The sequence below is a fragment of the Burkholderia sp. Ac-20392 genome (assembly GCF_017104585.1).
Taxonomy (GTDB): Bacteria; Pseudomonadota; Gammaproteobacteria; order Burkholderiales; family Burkholderiaceae; genus Burkholderia; species Burkholderia lata.
This window is the reverse complement of sequence record NZ_JAAGPB010000014.1, coordinates 21695-40600: the sequence shown is the minus strand read 5'-3', so window position 1 is coordinate 40600 and position 18906 is coordinate 21695. Positions and strand designations below refer to the sequence as shown.

At 59.3% G+C, this 18906-nt stretch carries 18 protein-coding genes and 1 pseudogene; 3 read left to right on the top strand and 16 right to left on the bottom strand.

Annotation, left to right across the window (positions count from 1 at the left end; genetic code table 11):
• Position 1 precedes the first annotated feature (1 nt).
• The 4 genes from G3N99_RS03755 to G3N99_RS03740 all read right to left on the bottom strand — a co-directional run bounded on the left by G3N99_RS03755 (position 2) and on the right by G3N99_RS03740 (position 4270).
• Positions 2-1606 (bottom strand): cbb3-type cytochrome c oxidase subunit I, encoded by a 1605-nt coding sequence (locus G3N99_RS03755; RefSeq protein ID WP_206121699.1) that lies wholly within the window; start codon positions 1604-1606, stop codon positions 2-4.
• Between the two features lie 58 nt (positions 1607-1664).
• Complete coding sequence (locus G3N99_RS03750; protein ID WP_206121698.1) at positions 1665-1886, bottom strand: hypothetical protein; 222 nt, start codon at positions 1884-1886, stop codon at positions 1665-1667.
• A 171-nt stretch (positions 1887-2057) separates the two neighbouring features.
• On the bottom strand, positions 2058-3047 hold the full coding sequence (locus tag G3N99_RS03745; protein WP_206121711.1) for a malate dehydrogenase: 990 nt from the start codon (positions 3045-3047) through the stop codon (positions 2058-2060).
• A gap of 89 nt (positions 3048-3136) precedes the next feature.
• Positions 3137-4270, bottom strand: coding sequence for a TDT family transporter (locus tag G3N99_RS03740; RefSeq protein WP_206121697.1), 1134 nt, complete (start codon positions 4268-4270; stop codon positions 3137-3139).
• Between the two features lie 101 nt (positions 4271-4371).
• Between G3N99_RS03740 and G3N99_RS03735 the strand changes: the two genes are divergently transcribed.
• Both G3N99_RS03735 and G3N99_RS03730 read left to right on the top strand, forming a co-directional pair.
• On the top strand, positions 4372-5265 hold the full coding sequence (locus tag G3N99_RS03735) for a LysR family transcriptional regulator (RefSeq protein ID WP_206121696.1): 894 nt from the start codon (positions 4372-4374) through the stop codon (positions 5263-5265).
• A 187-nt stretch (positions 5266-5452) separates the two neighbouring features.
• Positions 5453-5710 carry a DUF4148 domain-containing protein gene (locus G3N99_RS03730; RefSeq protein ID WP_206121695.1) on the top strand — a complete coding sequence of 86 codons (258 nt, stop codon included), beginning with the start codon at positions 5453-5455 and terminating at the stop codon, positions 5708-5710.
• Between the two features lie 333 nt (positions 5711-6043).
• Here G3N99_RS03730 and G3N99_RS03725 read toward each other — a convergent pair whose 3' ends face one another.
• The 7 genes from G3N99_RS03725 to G3N99_RS03695 all read right to left on the bottom strand — a co-directional run bounded on the left by G3N99_RS03725 (position 6044) and on the right by G3N99_RS03695 (position 12529).
• Entirely contained in the window at positions 6044-6757 is a 714-nt protein-coding gene (locus G3N99_RS03725; RefSeq protein WP_346778464.1) for a hypothetical protein, read from the bottom strand.
• On the bottom strand, positions 6750-7193 hold the full coding sequence (locus tag G3N99_RS03720; protein WP_241011455.1) for a hypothetical protein: 444 nt from the start codon (positions 7191-7193) through the stop codon (positions 6750-6752). The genes G3N99_RS03725 and G3N99_RS03720 overlap by 8 nt, the downstream gene beginning before the upstream one ends.
• A 128-nt stretch (positions 7194-7321) precedes the next feature.
• The gene (locus tag G3N99_RS03715; protein ID WP_206121694.1) at positions 7322-8311 is read right to left on the bottom strand and encodes a hypothetical protein; all 990 of its coding nucleotides are present in this window, start codon (positions 8309-8311) and stop codon (positions 7322-7324) included.
• A gap of 98 nt (positions 8312-8409) precedes the next feature.
• On the bottom strand, positions 8410-8877 hold the full coding sequence (locus G3N99_RS03710; RefSeq protein WP_206121693.1) for a hypothetical protein: 468 nt from the start codon (positions 8875-8877) through the stop codon (positions 8410-8412).
• Entirely contained in the window at positions 8874-9563 is a 690-nt protein-coding gene (locus G3N99_RS03705; protein ID WP_206121692.1) for a pilus assembly protein, read from the bottom strand. The genes G3N99_RS03710 and G3N99_RS03705 overlap by 4 nt, the downstream gene beginning before the upstream one ends.
• 17 nt (positions 9564-9580) lie before the next feature.
• Positions 9581-11728, bottom strand: coding sequence for a TcfC E-set like domain-containing protein (locus G3N99_RS03700; RefSeq protein ID WP_241011454.1), 2148 nt, complete (start codon positions 11726-11728; stop codon positions 9581-9583).
• 249 nt (positions 11729-11977) lie between these two features.
• Positions 11978-12529 carry a CS1 type fimbrial major subunit gene (locus tag G3N99_RS03695; RefSeq protein ID WP_346778463.1) on the bottom strand — a complete coding sequence of 184 codons (552 nt, stop codon included), beginning with the start codon at positions 12527-12529 and terminating at the stop codon, positions 11978-11980.
• Between the two features lie 554 nt (positions 12530-13083).
• On the opposite strand from G3N99_RS03695, the pseudogene G3N99_RS41740 reads away from it, so the two are divergent.
• A pseudogene (locus G3N99_RS41740) lies at positions 13084-13551 on the top strand (transposase); the annotation flags it as partial.
• A 39-nt stretch (positions 13552-13590) separates the two neighbouring features.
• Here G3N99_RS41740 and G3N99_RS03685 read toward each other — a convergent pair.
• From G3N99_RS03685 to G3N99_RS03665, 5 genes are all read right to left on the bottom strand, one after another.
• A complete protein-coding gene (locus tag G3N99_RS03685) occupies positions 13591-15000 on the bottom strand; it encodes a 3-deoxy-7-phosphoheptulonate synthase class II (protein WP_174937797.1) in 1410 nt (469 codons plus the stop codon).
• A gap of 81 nt (positions 15001-15081) precedes the next feature.
• Positions 15082-16125: an NADP-dependent oxidoreductase gene (locus G3N99_RS03680; RefSeq protein WP_206121689.1), complete on the bottom strand. Its 1044-nt coding sequence runs from the start codon at positions 16123-16125 to the stop codon at positions 15082-15084.
• The gene (locus G3N99_RS03675) at positions 16122-17015 is read right to left on the bottom strand and encodes an SAM-dependent methyltransferase (RefSeq protein WP_241011453.1); all 894 of its coding nucleotides are present in this window, start codon (positions 17013-17015) and stop codon (positions 16122-16124) included. The genes G3N99_RS03680 and G3N99_RS03675 overlap by 4 nt, the downstream gene beginning before the upstream one ends.
• Positions 16988-17698 carry a phenazine biosynthesis FMN-dependent oxidase PhzG gene (phzG, locus tag G3N99_RS03670; RefSeq protein ID WP_254601414.1) on the bottom strand — a complete coding sequence of 237 codons (711 nt, stop codon included), beginning with the start codon at positions 17696-17698 and terminating at the stop codon, positions 16988-16990. Before phzG ends, G3N99_RS03675 begins: the two co-directional genes overlap by 28 nt.
• Positions 17664-18872 (bottom strand): PhzF family phenazine biosynthesis protein, encoded by a 1209-nt coding sequence (locus G3N99_RS03665; protein WP_277396324.1) that lies wholly within the window; start codon positions 18870-18872, stop codon positions 17664-17666. Before G3N99_RS03665 ends, phzG begins: the two co-directional genes overlap by 35 nt.
• Between the last annotated feature and the right edge of the window lie 34 nt (positions 18873-18906).

The window sequence follows — 18906 nt, the reverse complement described above, 5'->3', positions numbered from 1 at the left end:
ATTACGATGCGTCAGCTGTCACGGTCGGAACGGAACGACTGTCCGTGCGCATCGCAAGAAGCTTGCAGAAGTGATACGCGAACACGCAGTGGCCGATGGTCATCAGAGTGCCCCCCACCGTACGTGCAGCGAGATATGGCAGCGTGACGTTCACGGATGCCATGAACGGCTGCTTCGGGTCGAGCATCGCCAGCCCTTGCAACACACCGCCGATGGTGAGCGACACGAAGTAGATGCCGATACCCGCTACGACCAGCCAGAAGTGCCAGGCGATCAGCTTCGGGTTCGGCCATTCGCGCCCGGCGACGCGAGGCATCAGGAAATAGATCGCACCGAACATGATCAGCGAGTAGAAGCCGTATACGCCGAGGTGCGCGTGAGCGATCGTGTACTGCGTGAAATGCACGATCCGATTGAACGAACGCACCGCCTCAAGCGAGCCCTGCATCGACACCAATGTGTACAGCGCCGATCCGAGCGCGACGAAGCGAAGCGAATACGACTGCTTCAGGATCGCGCCATGTCCCTTGAGGGTCATCATGTGGTTGATCGCCACGGCAATCACCGGCACGACCATCATTACGCTCTGCACCACCGACACCGTCACGATCCATTCCGGCACCGGACCGCCGATCAGGTGGTGCACGCCGGCCTGGCTGTAGAACATGGCCAGCGCCCAGAAGCCGATCAGCGACAGGTTGTACGAGTGAATCGGCCGGCCGACGATCTTCGCGATCAGGTAGTAGGCGGTACCGAGACCGAGCGGTGTGAGCCAGAGGCCGAGCACGTTATGCGCGAACCACCAGTTGACGAGGGCCGACTCGACACCAAAATGCACGTGCGGTACTTTTGCGACGACATACAGGATCGGGAACCAGAGCAGCGCGGCAGCGAGATACCACACCGACACGTACAGGTGATCCACCTTGCGATGCCGCAAGGTCAGCAACAGCGGCACGGCGGCCAGCGCGCCCGCAATCGCGAGCAGGATGCCGATCTGCCAGGGGATTTCGAGCCACTCGAGGCCGTCGCTCCAGCCAAACAGGATCGCCGCACAACCCATCGCCACACCGAGATTCCACAGCACGGAGCCGGCGATCGCGAAACGCGCACCGACGAGCTGCGTCTTCAGCAAACGCGGCAGCAGCCACAGCGCGACGCCGATACCGGCCATCGACGCCCATCCGTAGGTCACGATATTCAGGTGCACGATTCGCGTGCGGCCGAACGTCACCAGTGGCGAAGCCGACAACCAGTCGGGGACCTGGAAATTGAGCGAGGCGAGTATGCCGAACAGGGATCCGAGCAAGAGCCAGCCCACGGACGACGCAATAAATGCGAGCGCAGCCGCGCTGCTCGACTGGTCGGCTAACACTCGATCGCGGAGTTCCGAGGAATCGGGATGCGTGTCGCCCCCGGCTCCGCTGTCGGGCGAAACGCCCGCGAACGTTTCAGCATGGCCGATCTCGCCTTCGGCGAAGATCACCGAGGCGGCCGACTGTCCCATTTTCAGCAAGCCGCTCGATTGTGCCCAGATGAAGACGAACAGCCCGAGCACCGTAATGATGAACGACAGGCTGAGCAGCACGCCCAGTGTGAAATTCATAAGTCCTTCCTTGTTGCGTTGAAGCAGCATCGGCGCAACGCGCCGATGTTCGAACGAGTCAGATCTCGCGCCGCTGGCAGCAGATCGGCATGACGATCGGCAGATCGTTCGACGCTTTCGAAAACGTCAGTAACGAAGGGACGACCGTGGCATGCGCGTTCGTAGCGAACGCGCATACGCAGACGGCCATCGACAGCGCACCCACTGCAATCCAGCCCCGGATACCCGCTCGCATCGGGCTAACGTTTGTTGCTTGCTCCACCAGAATCTGATTCGACATGACTGCTCCATTGAATTGACAGTGGATCTTTGCCTATAAGCCGGCACAGGTAAATTTGAATAGTCAGAAAGTTCGCAAGATTGTGTTGATCTGCATCGGTGGCGAGTGTTCGATACGCTGGACTGGGTAGGTTGCTCATGATTCGCCCCGATTCCAGGCGCATCTATTGCCTCACAGCTCCACGAGCAGTGCGTCGACCATCGCAGCCTCGTCCTGAAGCTCGCGCACCGACCGATCGATGCAGCGGCGCGAGAACTCGTCAATCAGAATCCCCTCGACACGCTCATAGCGGCCGTTGTGGCAGATCACCGGCACGCCAAACATCAGCCCGTGCGGAATGCCATAACTGCCATCGGACGGCACACTCATCGATACCCAGCGGCCATCGCTGCCGAGAACCCAGTCGCGCATCTGGTCGATCGCCGCATTCGCAGCGGAAGCCGCCGACGACGCGCCGCGCGCTTCGATAATGGCCGTGCCGCGACCGGCCACCTTTGGAATGAAAATTTCCCGATACCAGCTCTCGTCATTGATCAGATCCTTGATGAGATAGCGGCCGACCCTTGCATACCGGTAATCGGGAAACATCGTCGGTGAATGGTTGCCCCAGACGATCATGTTGCCGATCACGTTGACCGCGATCGCGCAGTGCTGAGCGAGCATCGACACCGCCCGGTTGTGATCAAGGCGGATCATGGCCGTGATCGCGTCATCAGGTAGATCGGGCGCGAAACGACGCGCGATGGCCGCATTCGTGTTCGCCGGATTGCCGACGACGAGCGCCTTGACGTTGCGACTCGCGACGGCATTAAGCGCCTTGCCTTGCGTCCGGAAGATCGCCGCGTTCTCTGCCAGTAGATCGCGACGCTCCATGCCGCGCCCGCGCGGCTTGGATCCGATAAGAAATGCACAATCGGCATCCCGGAACGCGACGTAAGGATCGGTGGCCACTTCCACGCGCCGCAGCAGCGGAAACGCACAATCCTGCAGTTCCATCACGACGCCCTGCATCGCACCGTAGGCCTCCGGCAAGTCGAGCAGTTGCAGAATGACCGGCTGATCCTTGCCGAACAGGTCACCGCGTGCGATTCGGAACAGCAGCGAATAGGCAATATTTCCAGCGGCTCCCGTCACGGCGATTCGCTTTACATCCGGCTTCATGATATTCATTTCGAGTTCCTAAATTTATCGATTCGATCCTCGACGCGGACCCGATGATCCTCGTCGGCATCAGATTGGCGTATGACGATTCAGTTGTTCGTCGCGAGGCACGGTGCATGGAACAGCCGCCCTTGCAACACGCCGCGCAGCGTACGCGTTGCCACCATTCCCCAGAAGCAGAACAGCAACAGTGCGAAGGACGTACCGAGCACGGCGAACACCGTCATATCGGTGGCGCGATACAGGCCGATGGTGGCTGCCGTGTACACACCGAGCGGGAACGTGAAGCCCCACCAGCCGAGGTTGAACTGCATCCCTTCCCGGCGGTAACGCAGCGTGAACAGCACGGCGATCACGAACCACCAGATGCCGGCGCTCCAGAGCAGCAGCGCGCATGCCACGCCGAGTTCGTTTGCGAGTGCGGCGAGCGGTGCGAACGCACTGCCGTCGAACGCGGCGGGCGCCACCTTGCCGAGACCGAGGATGCCGAGCGCGCCGGTCCCGATCGGCCCGAGCGTGAGCCAGCTCGACGGTGCGAGATCACGGTGTGGCAGCTTGTGAATGACCAGGCGGAAAAAGACGAGCGTCAGCACCGCGAACGCCATCGCCAGCGAAATGGACCAGAGCGCATAACTGATGCCGATCACCGTGCGGGCGGCGTCGAGCGCAAGGTGTGGGGCGATCACCGCACCGCTCGACGCGGTCACTTCCGGGCCGACGAGCGGCAGCAGCAGCACGGCGCTGACGCGTTCGAATGCATGGCTCTGCTCGGTAAACATCAGGTACGGCACCGCGATCGCGATCACGACCGCCAGCAACGCATCGATGTACCAAAGCACCTGCGCGATCGAATAGGCAGCCGGCCCGATCGTCGGCGCGGCGAACAGCACGAGCCCGTTGATGAGCGGCACGAGCCCCATCGGGATCGCGCCGAGAAACATCGACTGCAACGGGTGGTGCAGCATCGGCCGGATGGTGTCCGGAAACCGGATCGCACGCATCAGCAGCATCGTGACGCATACGGCGTACAGCACGACGTCGACGCACCAGAGCGCGGTGGCAAGGCCCTGTTGGCCGGAAAAGCGAAATGGCAGCGCCGCAAGCACGAGCGCGACGATACCGTTGCCCATGGTGACCGCGAACCAGTTGGGCGTGAACTGCCGGACCTTATTCGACAGGAAACCCGTCGGCGCGGCACTTGCATTGACATTCAATCTGTTCATCCTGTTCTCCATCGACTACCTGTGACGTCACGATAGCGATGCGCTTGACATATTAAAAATACATATAGATCATCGATGCCATACTTTTTTTATATACATCGATGAACTTCACTCATCTGGCCGCCTTTCTGGCGGTGGTCGAAGCAGGTAGCGTGACCGGCGCATCCGCGCGGCTACACGTCAGCCAGCCCGCGCTTACCCGCGAAATTCGCGAACTCGAGGAACGTGTCGGCGTCACGCTGTTCGATCGGCTCCCGCGGGGCATGAGCCCGACCGAAGCAGGACGATTACTGGCCGACTACGCCGTGCGCATCTTTTCCCTGTCGGACGAAGCGGAAGCCGTGCTCGACGAGTTCTCGGGCCTCGTGCGCGGCAACCTTAAATTGGCGGCCAGCCGCACGATCGGCAGCTATCTGTTGCCGCCCGTACTGCAGGCGTACTGTCAGCAGTACAAAAATGTGTCGATCGATGTGATGGAAATGAACACCGAGCAGGTCGAAGCCTCCGTACTGGCGTACGACCGCCAGCTCGGCTTCGTCGAAGGTCCGTACGACACGGCCTCCTTCGACTCGGTGCTGTTCGGCCAGGACCCCCTCATTCCGGTCGCCGCACCGTCCCATCCGCTCGCACGCAAACGCAAGATCGGGATCGATGAGATCGAGCGTCACGACGTGCTGTCCCGCGAACCCGGCTCCGGCACTCGAAATGCCGTCGAGGCGGCGTTTGCCCGATGCGGGCTGGAATTCTCGCCGCGCCTGTCGGTCGGCAGTGCCGAAGCGATGAACAGGTTGCTGGTTCAGGGCACCGCAATTGCGTGGGTTTCGCGGATGACGATCGAGCCGGAACTGGCAACCGGTCTGCTCGCGCGCCTGCCTGTCGACGATCTGATCATTGAGCGCGACCTGACGATGATCTGGCGCAAGGACAGCACGCTGAGCCCGAGCGCAAGACGCTTCCGCGAGATGATGATCGAGCACTGCGCCGCAGAGAAATGACGATGTAACTACGGCGGCGATCTCTGATGAATGGCACCGCCTCCACGGTTATGCCATACATTGAAGTTATAGCTGATCTCACAAACTTGCATTTTTCATGATGGACCGCCATCCATAGAATTTCGTCCATGCAGAAAGTAAATCGCACTGCTTATTGCATGAATCGAAACCAGGTAGGAGCAACATCATGAACAAGAGAATTCTGAACATTTATTTCGCACTGTCGGCACTGACCCTGAGTGCCGTCGCTTCAACTGCAATTGCGACGCCTTCCCCCTGTACAACGCCTCCGACCGACTGCGCAGCACAACCCGCTATCCAGCAGAGTGCCACACCAGAACCGCAGCATGCGCTAACACGCCGTGAGGTCATCGACGACTTGATCAAAGCCGAGAAGGACGGCACGATTAAACGCCTGAACGACACGATCTATCACGGCTCTTAATTTCGTATCTCATTACGGCTGCGACGATAAACACTCATCGTCTCAGCCGTGCCTAGCTCCAGGATCAACCAACTCCGATTCCTGCACCAACTTCGCCGTCACGCCGCATCCCGTATCATGGCTACAACTGGGTCTCCGCCCGGCAGACTCATTAACCAGCTATCTCTATCATTCACCCGCGACGGGAACCGCAATATTCGGATCCGTCAAAGGCGTCAAGCATGCTGTAGTCTACGTTCGCGTCCTGCGCACAATCTTGGACATTATCGGCCGCTGTTTGCCCCCCCGACGCCTCTCGCTTTGCACAAGATATGAATCGCGGAATGCGCGTAGTCATTCCGTGGCAGTACCGTGGCACGTGGGTTGTCCAGGAATAGTCACGACGCGCCCCGTCAGTGGCCGCGAGACGCCCGGATAGACATTGAAATCATCCATCATCTGGCCGTCGATTGTCGCCCCCTTCACGTTGTAACGAATGTTGCCTGTGGACGTGACCCGAGCCCCGGTCGAATCGCAAGTCACCAATAGGGCTGCCCTTTCCTCGGCCGGCAACTGACGCACCAGCCCACTGAACGCAAGATTGACGGCGACATTACCTTTCACATCGCGCCGAGTCTGTCCGAGCATCTTCATTACCGGCTTCACGTCGAGCCGGTACACTACCTCCGAATCGACTGACTTTAGTGGCTTTAACGTGATCGTCTTACGCTGCCCCGGCGCGATACTCATACGAAACGGATAGACATACAGCGCAGGCTCCGCCATGTCGCCGACCGACTCAATCTTTTCGTCCGCAAGTGGCACGCCGGGATTGAGCAGATGCGCAAGGGAAATGGATACGAATTCCGCGTGATCACCGTTATTGACTATCTGAGCTGAAACTGCCTCATCACGAACCTCGATTTCCTTCGGAATCAGATCAACCGCACCGAAAATCGGCACCGAAATCGACCATCCGGCCACCAACACTGTGATAGCACGTACAACCATGTGATTCTTCATAGTGGAAAATATTCGAAAACTGATTTCGAAGAGCAGATCATTCACTCGGCATTCGAGCAGGTATCGTGATGATTGGCTCAAAAGTCATAGACAGCGTGCCGCTATACGTGCCAGCCGTACTCTTGAAGTCGCCCTCCGGGGGATACGCGGAAACCGACAGCGTGTACATACCGATGGAATCGTCGGTTGGCGCCGGTGGCGCCGGATTCTGAAATCCCACACTTTGTCCGACAAGAAGCGGCTTTGAAACTCCCTCCTCTGAGGCCAAACTGACTACCGGCCGCAGGAAAACCTGCGCGGCATTCGACTGATTCCGAATCTGTAACGGCTCGTCTAGACGAACCTGAAACTCGCGGCTGGTCGATACCACACGCAGCCGCGCCTTCACCTCGTAAGGCGTGGACCAGCCACCGAGCTGCTGCATTTCCAGTCCGTGGTCGAACCAGCCACCTTTTTCGTCTTCAACCTCAAGCTTGAACATCTTAACGACCCGTGCAGTCACCTTACTCTGCACCTTTCCAGTCACTCGAACTTCAGCTCGCACAATTACGGGAAACGAAAACACGACGACTAATAGCCAGACGATGCAGTTCATTTTAATTAATGACCCTATGGTTTCGTGACAACCGTGAACGTAAGTACGTCGCTATAGTCTCCCGGCTCCAATAACTTGTCGACAGTTGTATGGAACGTCGGAACGAAGCATGTTTTACCAGAGCCATCAAGCGCAATCCCGGCATTATTAATATTTGGCAAATTAACAATATTGGACCCGCTGTCGAGCTTGATGTCATATGGCACCTCTTGAGCAGGATCCTCGAGACTCCGCAATCGATAGCGATTTTCTACTTGACCGTTCACGCCACTAGCGTTGATGACAAAGCGCTTGTTGTTCACGCCCGCACCCTTATAGTCGAAACAAAGCTGATCCGCTCTATTAGAAAATACTTTCTCGCCGTTTCCCGCCGGAAGTTCGCCGAGATCCCAGTCGGGAGCCGTGACCTCGATTCCGATAGTTGGCGCGGGTGGGACGATCGGGTCAACGACTTCACACGCCCCGTCGGCACCGTAACGACTAATATAGGCGCCACCAGTAATTTCCGCGACATCCCATGCACTTGTGAAATTTCCAGCTTGCACGGATATCGCTGGCCAGTCTTGAACTATCGAATCATCAATCAGGATTTCAAAATTGGCGTCAAATGGCTCCTTTATATTCCACTGAGACGCCACGGGCTTCCCATCGGCAACATATCCCGTATACATTATATAATCCCCGCCATTATACACCAATCCAGATGAGATATCATTTAATTTAACACGCTTGGCGCGCATATTATACGAATTAATAGTTCCGTCCTTCTTGTAGGAGTACAACAATACGCCTCGAGACCACCAGTACGCCCCGGCTGAATTCGCATATTTATATTTAATAGTAACTTTAATCAAACTTGTGCCATCGCCGTTACTGGTCCATGAACATGCACTATATCCATCAGCCGTCTTGTCATTCACTAACGAAGAACTGGCATTACCAGCAAAGAGCATCAGAATTATTATCAAAATAAATTTAAAATTAAATTTTTCAACTTTATTCACACTCACCACCACTTATTCTCGGCAGACCGCCCATTAATTATCCGGCGCAACCTATATATACGCGAAAGAATTCTTGATTCCTTTATTCGGTCACAGTTTTACTCTATCTTCTTGTGATATATAAGGACTCCGTAACCTAGGCCAATGAACAACGGCGCGGGCCCGCTCGTGGCATCACCCGTATCGACCACAATGCGCTCTCTGGGCCTAAAGGTCACGCGCCAGATCTGCGTTCGCCGGGGGACATCCAGCACCTTTAACATCACGCGGGTTTTTTGCCCCGGCGATATCGTTACTCGACGAGGCATGATCAGCAAACCAGGGTGTAGCACCTCTTCAACCGGCACGAGCTTTTCCGGCATATGCCCCGGGTTCGCAACGAGTTGCTGCGTCACATCGAGGTACAAAGGCGTATTGCCCCTGTTCTCGACCCATAGGTCTCCCGGCTCTCTGTCCGGAACGACCGTCATCTCGGTACGCGACAGCTTCAGGATGCCCACGGCCAGGCTGCCAGTGCAGTGCACAGCGGCCAACAGGCCAAACATGACACCGAGCCCACGTTTCATTGCGGACATACCAGCGTTCTCTGCTCGTCGTTCGCACGCAGCGTCATCCGCTTCGTCATGAAATGCTGCGGTACGCCAGGAAACACGGCAACGGTTTGTGGCTGCTGGACGCCGTCATACGACACATTCGACAACACCGCACGCACGTTGCCCGTGGTTTCGAGTGTGATCCCACCGTCTTCACACCGATGCGTCCATCCCGTGCGTATCTCGCTCACCGGCGGCATATGTCGAACCAACACGCCATAGCCAATCGCCACCGACATCGGCGCAGTAATCTTGTCATGAGGTGCATCGTCTACCTTGAGCGACCGAACCGGCACGATGTACAACCGGTATAGCTCCTCCTGGCTCGGCTCCATCAGCGACCTCAACACGATCTGCCGGGACTGACTCGGACCCAGCGTCAATTTGTCCGGGTTGACGATCAAGCCAGGATTGTCGAGCTGACCGAGTTCGACTTTCTTCTCAGGCGTCATTCCGGGATTCATCACCTTTTGCAATGCGATGTTCAGGTAAAGCGGTGCATCGCCCATGTTCTTCACTGTTACCTTCTGTTCGTGAGAGCCGTACACTCTGGTGGACGCCGGGATCACCATGAGTTCACCCTCGGCCTGAACCGGCTGAGCCGTTGTGCCTAGCAATGCCAACAGGATCGGAGCTGCGGTTCGGAATGTGAAGTTCATATCGTTTCTCAATAGGTTCATTCGACGTTTTGCTGCGTACAGCGGAAATTGCTGCCGTTGGCATCTTTCAGGTTGCACGTATACCGAATCCCGTCGCCTTCAACCGTCACGGTCGAGAGCATCTTTTTGCTGACGATCGAAAATAGACCATTTCGATAGACCGTATCGCCGGACTCGATGACATTCCCGCTGACCGGATTTCCTTCTGCATTCCTGAAAAATCCGCTATAGATCATGTTGATGTCGACTTTGGCGGTCGCCGCATAAACTTGGCCCGGGTGCGCTCGAACGATGTTGGCCGGCACTTCAATATTCATGTCCAGCTTTTCACTGCTGCTCATCACTCTTGCGAACGTCACGTCGCTGTATGCATTGAGCGGTACAGCATAAGTACTGTTTCCACCGACCGGATTTCCCTCGACATTGAAGCCATACTTCATCCCGTCGATCTCGGGCGTGGTCAACAGCATCGCCGCGCCGCTGCTGCTGTATCGGCCGAACGCCATGCCGTCCTTGCTGGCCGCGAACATTCCCCGGTAGTTGAAGTCCACATTGCTTACGTTGCCGTCGTAGCCCAGGTTCAACGACGTATCGCCGCGCGTACCGGAGCGGCTGCCGTAAACGTTCACCCCAAAATCAGCGTTGACCCGATTCCCGCTAATCCCGAGCGTCGTCGTGCCGAAACCGTCCTGGAAGTCCTTTTTATAATCGCTGCTCAGCTGCGTCTGCCCGCCAGAGCGGGCGGCACTGAAGCTCACCTGGGTCTTTTCGAGCTGCATGGTCATGCTGAAGTACACGCCATAACCGCTACCGGTCCGGCTGAAGCTGCCTTTTTGAACGCCAAGCGCGAATGTTGCCCACAGTCCATTCGGGCGATAATTCCAGCGCACCTCGGCCTGATGCGTTTCGCCAAACCCCGAGCGCTGGTAGTTGTAGCCGACGATCGCCTTTCGCAGCTTGCGGCTATACGACAGGCTGGTGCTGGACGCCCCGCGGTAGAACCGCGATACCTCGTTGTTCAGGTACCGACTCACCGAGAGACTGCCAATTGCTTCACTCGCCATCGAAATGCTGACGTACCCGCCGACGTTGCGCTCGCCTCCAAGCACGCCAAGCGTCGGTGTGATATCCATGTCGCCAAGCTTCGTCGGCCGAGTGACGTTGATTTCGGTCGCCCAATCGCCGCCGCGAGCGACCAGCGTCGACACGTTCATGTAGAACTGTCTGAAGTTTCGGCTCAGGGCGGCCTCCATCAGGAGGCCTCCCTGCTCGCTCATCTCCTTGCCGACGGTAAAGTGCCACGCGTTACTGCCGCCTGCACCGAAATTGACATTGTTGATCTCACGAATTTCCCGCGTGACCACGTTACCGTTGCGATCGACTAAACGAACCTCGGTCGAGTAATAGCCACCGGGCAGATCGACGAAGCTGATTTCGTTGCGACCGAGAAACGCCGGCCGCTTCAGGATCAGACGCCCGTTGCGATAGAACTCGTAGTTGCCTTCGGCAGTCGAGTACAGCACCAGCGACCCTGCATTGCGATCGATCTGCAGATTGCTCTGGCTGCCCACGGTCACGAACTGATCGAAACTCGGCGACAACAATGTGCTGACCGAGCCGGACGCATAGTCGACACTGTTCTGCCTGCCTGCCCGCACATAGGTGCCAGGGAAATTCTTTTGTAGGTAGTACGACGACAACCCGTACGAACTACTGCTCGTGCCACGCGATTCGGTTCGGCTCCCGTACCAGCTCAAGTAGCCGAAACTGCGTGAAGGCAAGCCGATCCATGTATTGCCATTGATGTTGGCCGCACGATAGCCGTCCGTCGATGCTCGGAAGTCGATCGAATGGTTATTGAGCACGCCGAATCCGGTCGGCGGCTCGACGTAATCTTCGCGCGAATCACGAATCGAAATCGAGCGCTTCAGCTTGTCGATAGTGACGTAATATCCGTCAACCTCGATATCGCAGCCGTTTCTGCACCGCTTGTATTCAATTTTCGAGATCACGTTACGAATGGCATCGACATCATCTGGCGAGATACCATTGGCAGCGTACTTAATCGCGTCGAACTCTAACGATGCTTCGGAAGACGAATAGCGAATGAAGTCAGGGAGCGTTACCCCATTAAAAGTAGCAAGGTATTTCGCGCTGTCGTCCATTTCAGACGCGCTAAATCCTTCCGGAACCCCGTAGGATACTCTTAATTCTGCATGCAAATTGGATGAAGCAAGAAGGAATGTTCCTATCCACAGCTTATTGAAGCCAAATGGAGGCTGACACAAAGACATGCAGAGTTCTCATTTAATGCATTGACATTCATATCAGCATGCAAAAACCTCTACCGACGCGATGTAGTCGGCGAGGCTCCATATTGGACAACACAGAGCCTCGCCAAAATGAACAGCTTGTTACTGGCTCTCTTCGCTTTCTCCGCCGCCCGATGACGCGACCGGCTCGAACAGCATCACCAGATCACCGCTATAGCTGCCATTCGTACTTACACTTCCGACTTGCACCGGGGCGTCGACGGCAATTTTCAGATCATGGATCTCGTCGAAACCACCGCTACCCGTAGCCACTTGCGTGATTTTCTGGGCCGCGCCGAACGTAACGTCTTTTTCCCCTGCCTGGCTCAACAACGACACCTTCGCATTCGCCATTTCGTACGAACCGCTCGACATCTTCAGCGGCTGTGCCAGTGAAACATTGAAATCAGCGTTTTTCGTCCACACTCGAATAGGCAACGTCTTGTTGAACTTCTTCTGCGTGTAGTCTTCCGCCTCCAGCTGTTCCGTGCCGTACCAGGTCGAGCCGTCAGGCTTCGACACGAAGATTCCATCGTTGATTTGCGCGGTGAGCGTAATCTTCTTGGAAACTTGGTTATCGGATTTCGGAGCGGCATATGCCGCACCAACCAAAACTCCAGCCACACCCACTGAAAAAATGAGTTTTCCGATCATTTTCATAGCTCAATAATCAATTTATTAACACAAGAAAACGCCAAATCAAATATCGCATCAAACCATATTAGTTAAATTTCTACGATAAATTCTGATTTGGCGCCACCCCTCAATGACGAGGATTTGTCATCTTAGATAAATGAATGGAGGTATGAAATCTGACAATTCTTATTTTTTGATCGAGCCCTTGCCCCATCGTCAGACGGCACATCCATGACTGGGGGGGTGAGGATGCGAGTGTTCGCCTCTACCGGGAAGCCCATTTCGAAGGCCTGCCCGTCGTTTGGAGACAGGAAAGCACCGAATCAACCCGCAGCGAACGGCCAGCAGGCGTTGCCATCGTTGTCGACGTTACACGCAGTTCCCGCGGCGTCGCGATCGAGCCCCGGGATCGACGCCATCGGGCAAATGGTCGCGATACTCTGCTTCGCCTCCTGGTCGGTCTGCTTCAGTCGCGAGCCCGACAAGTGATCTCCCCAGCGTCACTGCGGACCAGCATCGTATTTTTGCGGTCAACGTCAGTCGAGTTCACACCGGTCACCGCCGAGTTCTTGCTTCCGCGCCGGCAACGACCGCCGAAGGTCTACCAGCCGCGAGCACGGCGGGCTTGCTGCGGTGAACTGATCCAGATCGACGGCAGCGATCATCGGTGGTTCGAGGAACGGGCGCCGGCCTGCACGCTGCTGGTGTACGTGGACGACGCGACGAGCCGGCTGATGACGCTGCACTTCACGCAGACCGAATCGACCTTCAGCTACTTCGAGGCCACGCGAACGTATCTGGAGCTCGCGGCTTACCTGGGCCTTGTTCCGAGACAGAACGGCTCCGGCGGTAAAGTAAAGCGCGGCGGAATCAGCAAACGCGGTGACGTTTATCTACGAACCCGGCTGATTCACGGCGCACGAGCCGTGATATCAAGTTCGAAGCATCTGCCGGCGCACATGCGGGATCTGTTGGCACGACGGCCGACGAACGTAGTCGCTGTCGCGTTGGCGAACAAGATGGCCCGCACGAAATACGCAACATCGGCCGACCGAGTTGTTGCAAGCCGCCCCGCCCCGCTACGCATACGCCAATTGCCGCTTGGCGCCGATTTCGGCAACCCGCGTCATACTCAACTTGCGCACAATCAGCATCGCGATCTCCAGCGACTGCTCATAGTTCAACCTCGGATCGACCGTCGACTTGTAAGCGCGGGCCAAATCGGCCTCAGTCAGATTGCGCGCGCCGCCCAGGCATTCGGTCACGTCCTCCCCGGTCAGCTCCAGATGCACGCCGCCCAGATGCGTGCCGCAGGCGGCATGAATGTCGAAGGCCGCCTCGAGCTCGGCGTGGATGTTCCCGAAGCGCCGTGTCTTCACGCCGCCCGGGGTCGTTTCGCCGTTGCCGTGCATCGGATCACAGCACCACAAGACATGCCGGCCCTCGGCCTTGACCGCATGCAGATGCTTCGGCAACTCCGCTTCGATCTTCGCCGCACCCATGCGCGTGATGAGCGTCAAACGGCCGGCCTCGTTCGTGGCGTTCAGCGCGTCGATCGTGCGCAGCAACTGGTCGGTGCTCACCCCGGGCCCGACTTTCAGGCCGATCGGATTGCGGATACCGGAGCAGTATTCGATATGCGCGCCGTCCAGCTGCGCAGTGCGCATGCCGATCCACGGAAAATGCGTCGACAGGTTGAACCAGCCCCCATGCCGCGGCACTTGCCGTGCCATCGCCTCTTCGTAATTCAACAGCAGGACCTCATGCGACGTGTAGAAATCGACTCTCGCATCGCTGCCGGAGGGCTCGCCCGCGAGCGCCTCCATGAAGCGCAGCGACTCGCCGATCGAGTGCGTCATCTTGCGATACTCGCCATAAAGCGGCGAATGCGAGGCCCACGCCAGATCCCAATGTTCGGGGTGATGCAGATCAGCAAAACCGGCATCGCTCAGCGCGCGCACGAAATTCATCGTCAGCGCCGATCTGGAATGAGCCTCGAGCAGGCGCTGCGGGTCGGGCTCGCGCGCGTCTTTCGTAAAAGCGCTGGCGTTGACGATGTCGCCGCGGTAGCAAGGCAGCGTCACGCCGTCGCGCGTTTCGGTATCCGCCGAGCGCGGCTTGGCGTACTGGCCGGCAAAGCGGCCGACGCGAACCACCGGCAGCATCAAGCCATGCACGAGCACCAGGCTCATCTGCATCAGCACTTTGAGCCGATTGGCGATGATCGGCGCCGTGCAATCGGCAAAGCTTTCCGCGCAGTCGCCGCCCTGCAGCAAGAAACATCGTCCTGCCGCAGCGTCTGCGAGCTTGCGTTTGAGCGTCAGCACTTCCCATGCGGCGACGAGCGGCGGCAGTGCTTGTAGCTGTGTCAGGACGCGATCGAGCGCCGCCACATCGCGATAAGCCGGCTGTTGCAGCGCCGGCTTCGTCTTCCAGGAAGCCGGTGTCCAATTCTCGGCCACACGCGCCGAAGAGAGATTGCATTCCACAGTTCCACTCCCGTAATGAAATGCTGCCGATCGAGCCGGTGTCGTCGCCTGGCATGCAGGCGACGCCCACGCTCCTTACCGCTACAGCTTGACGAGCACCGTGCCCAGATAACGTCCGCTGGACGTGTCGCACAACGCGCTCGGCGCGTTATCGAGGCCGTCGATCACCGTATGCGGGAACACGATCTCGCCGGCGCGCAGCCACTGCGCGAAACGCTCGAACCATTCGCCCTTCGCCTCCGGATTGTCGTCGGCGCTGTAGCCCCGCATCGTGATCCGCTTCAGGAGAAATTGAACGGTATCGATTTCGGCGGGTGCGGTCCGCCCCGTTCCCGTCGCGGCCAGCTGGCCCGACAGCGCGCCGAGGATCAGGAAGCGCGCCCCTTCGCGGGCGGCCGTGACGGCCGCCTGTAATTGCTCGCCGCCGACCGAATCGATCAGGACGTCGATGCCGCCCTGCGCCGCTTCGAGCAACTGCTCTGCGAACGGCGTGCTGCCGCCACGCATGACGGCGGCGTCATACCCAAGCTCGGAAACCAGGCGTCGCGCCTTGTCGTGCGAACTCGTGCTGCCGATCACGCGCCCCGCTCCCAGCCGCCGCGCGATCTGTCCGGCCATCGCGCCGATTGCGCCGGCCGCGCTCGTGACGAACACCGTGTCACCCGGACGGATCGGCACGCCGCGCGTCAGCGCCGCGTAGGCGGTCCAGCCGTGCCCCAGGTAGCCGAGATAGCCGGCAGGCTTCGGCAGCGCCTCGCCGACGCGCTGACAGCCCCATGCGGGCACCATCGCGTAGTCTCGCCACCCGTGGAAGTGCGTGACGATGTCGCCGGACGACAAACCGCTGCCGGCGGGCGCGCTCACCACTTCGCCGAGCGCTTCGCCCATCAGCGCGTCACCCGCCGACAAACACGGAAACGGCACACCGGGCACGTCTTCCGCGCCTTCGCTGATCATCGCGCGCAAGGAAGCCGAGACCAGGAAATAGCGATTACGCACCAGCACGTCACCCGAGCCGGCCGCCGGCGCGGCGGCGGTGACGATTTCGAAATCGTCCGGTGTCGGCAGGCCTTTCAGCTTCGCCTTCAAGCGCACGTCGCGCCGCATCGGAATCGACAGATTCATGATCCGCTCCCGCCGTGCGCCGTGCGCGTCGATGAGGCGAACCAGCCCGCCGGTATGCGCGCGACGCTGCGGCCGTAGGCTATCGTCGGGTCGTCCGAGGCATGCACGGTCGCTGTCCAGCCGTATCGGCCGAGCCAGTCGCGCACATCGTCGCGGGACGAAAGCCAACGAGCGCCCTGCGATTCGACGCGCGCGCGGGCTTCCTTGCCCTCCTCGCTCATCATGCGCGTGGCGAGATGCTCGAGCATGAGCGCGCTGCCCGGCGCCGACAGGTCGGCCACTTGACGGATCAGCGCATCGCAGTCCGTGTCGCGCAGATACATCAGCAGCCCTTCGATGAGCCAAATCGTGGGCTTGGCGGGATCGAAGCCGGCCGCGCGCAACGGGCTCGCCCAATTCGAGGTCAGATCGGCGACGAGCGGCCGCCAATCGCACTGCAGCGGCAACCCGGACTGCTTCATGAGCTCGCGCTTGAAGGCGATGATGTCGTCGAGATCGAGCTCGAACCAGCGCGTGCCGAACGGACACGCGAGGCGTGCCACGCGGCCGTCCACGCCGGCGGCCAGCGTGACGACCTGCCGTATTCCGCGGCTCAGGTTCGCGAGAATGGCATCGTCGAAGTAGCGTGTGCGGACGACGAAATATTGCGGAAAGTTCGCGCGCCGCGCGACTTCGCTGACGTGCTCATGCGTCTGCGTGCCGGCCAGGTGCTCGATCAGCGCCGCGGCGAACGGATCGTGAAACAAGGCGTCCGGGCGCTGGCCTTCGGCATGACGTTGCCAGGCAATGAACAGTGCGGTTTGGCCGACGCCAACCGGAATATCGAAAGTAGACACAGACAGGTTCCTTATCCGCAAGAGAATCAAGGTTGGAGTTGGGTGGTTTTCCAATCGTCGCCATCGCGTTCGTACCTGAGGCGCCGGTGAAGCCGGTCGGAGCTGGCGGCCCAGAATTCCATCTCGTGAGGCTCGAGCCGATAGCCGACGAAGCGCGGCGGCCGCGGCAACGCGACGCCGAGCGCGAGCAGCTCGGCGGCGTGCGCGCGCAGCGCTTCGCGATCGACGAGTTCGTCGCTCTGGTGCGAGGCGCTCGACATCGCATGCATCGGCACCGAGCGCCCGAACCAGAGCTTGTCGTTCTCGCTTTCCTCGAGCGGAACCGCCTGGCCGGAAATCATGATCTGCTGCCCGGTTTCGCGCCAATACAGCAAGCCCGAGGCCCAGCCCGTCTCCGTGAGTTCGCGTCCTTTGCGGCTCGTCGAATGCGTGCAGAAGATCACGCCGCGGTCGTCGATCGAGGAGAACGCGATGACGCGAGAAGAGATGCGTCCGTCGGACGTGGCGGTCGCGAGCGCGAGCGCCTTGGGCTCGCGGACGCGCGCGACATCGGCCGTCGCGAGCCAGCGCTTGAGCAGCGTGATCGGCTCGGACGGCGGGTCGTCATATTCGGGGAACAGGACATCGACGCTTCCCGTGAGGCTTTCGAATCGACTGGTGTTCATGGCAATGTTTTCATGATGGCAAAAGACGGGGGCGACGCTAGACGCCCAGGCGGCCGCGCGCGACGACGACACCGTGACCGCTGACCTCGACCGCCTCGATGCCGTGCTCCGAGCCGTGCACCAGCGCATGCATGTGCGAGGGGCGCTTGATCTCGACGCCTTGGAGAAGATGCAGCGGCTCGCCCCACGGAATCAGTCCGTGGCGGGCAAGGTGAATGGCGATGGGACCGGCGGCGGAACCCGTCGCCGCATCCTCCACGACGCCGTAGGCCGGCGAGAACATCCGGCAGCGCCAGTGGTCGCCCGCTGGGGCCACGCACATGGCCGACATATCCTCGAACTCAGCCAACGCGCGATGGTCCGGATGCACGTCGGAAAGCGCGGAGGCGTCGGGCAACGTGACGAACACATGGCGCGGGCCGTTTCGATAGGCCTCCACGGGCAACACGGACGCTTCGACGCCGAGCGCTTCGAGCAGACGCTCGGTCCGATCAAAGCGCGTCCACGTCGGGATCGGCTGCTGCATGGTGACGTAAGCCTCGCCGGGCGCATCGGATCGCACATCGAACGGCACGAGCCCCATGCCCGTCTCGAACACGAAGCGATCCTGCGCCTTCACGTGCCTGAGTGCCACGGCCGTGCCGAGCAGCGGATGGCCCGCGAACGGCAACTCGTTGACCGGCGTAAAGATGCGCACGTGAACGTCGCCGCCCTGCTTCGGCGGCATCACGAACACCACTTCCGACAGATTCATTTCGCGGGCGATCCGCTGCATGCGCTCCGCCGGCAGCGGAACGTCGACCAGGAAGACGGCAACCGGGTTGCCTTCGAGCGGCGTGCGCGTAAAGGCGTCAACGACGATGTAGTCGATGGGATGCGACGCATGGATCGGCGCCGCCACGTGTGTATTCGCGTGCGATGCTGCCGGTTCGAGCGCGCGCATGCGCGCCGCGATCTCACCGCTCGCGGTGCTGGCCTCCACCGAGAAGCGCAGCCGCTCGGCAACCGGCAAGCCGATCAGCGTCTGCGCGTCGTTCGGCGGCAGTAGATGCGCAGGCGGACGCTCACCGTCCCAGAGCATGATCGCACCCCAGCGATTCCTGTCCTCGTCGGCGATCCAGTGCTTCTCGCGCAAGCCCGGCACGTTCGACCAGCGCGCGAGGGTGCTGTCGTCCACACGCGCCTTCAGCGATTCGATGCTCTGCTCGGAACCGTCGAGGTTCCACCAAACGATGTCGACAATCATGAAACGCGTGTCCTATAGGGTTCTTTAAAAAGCG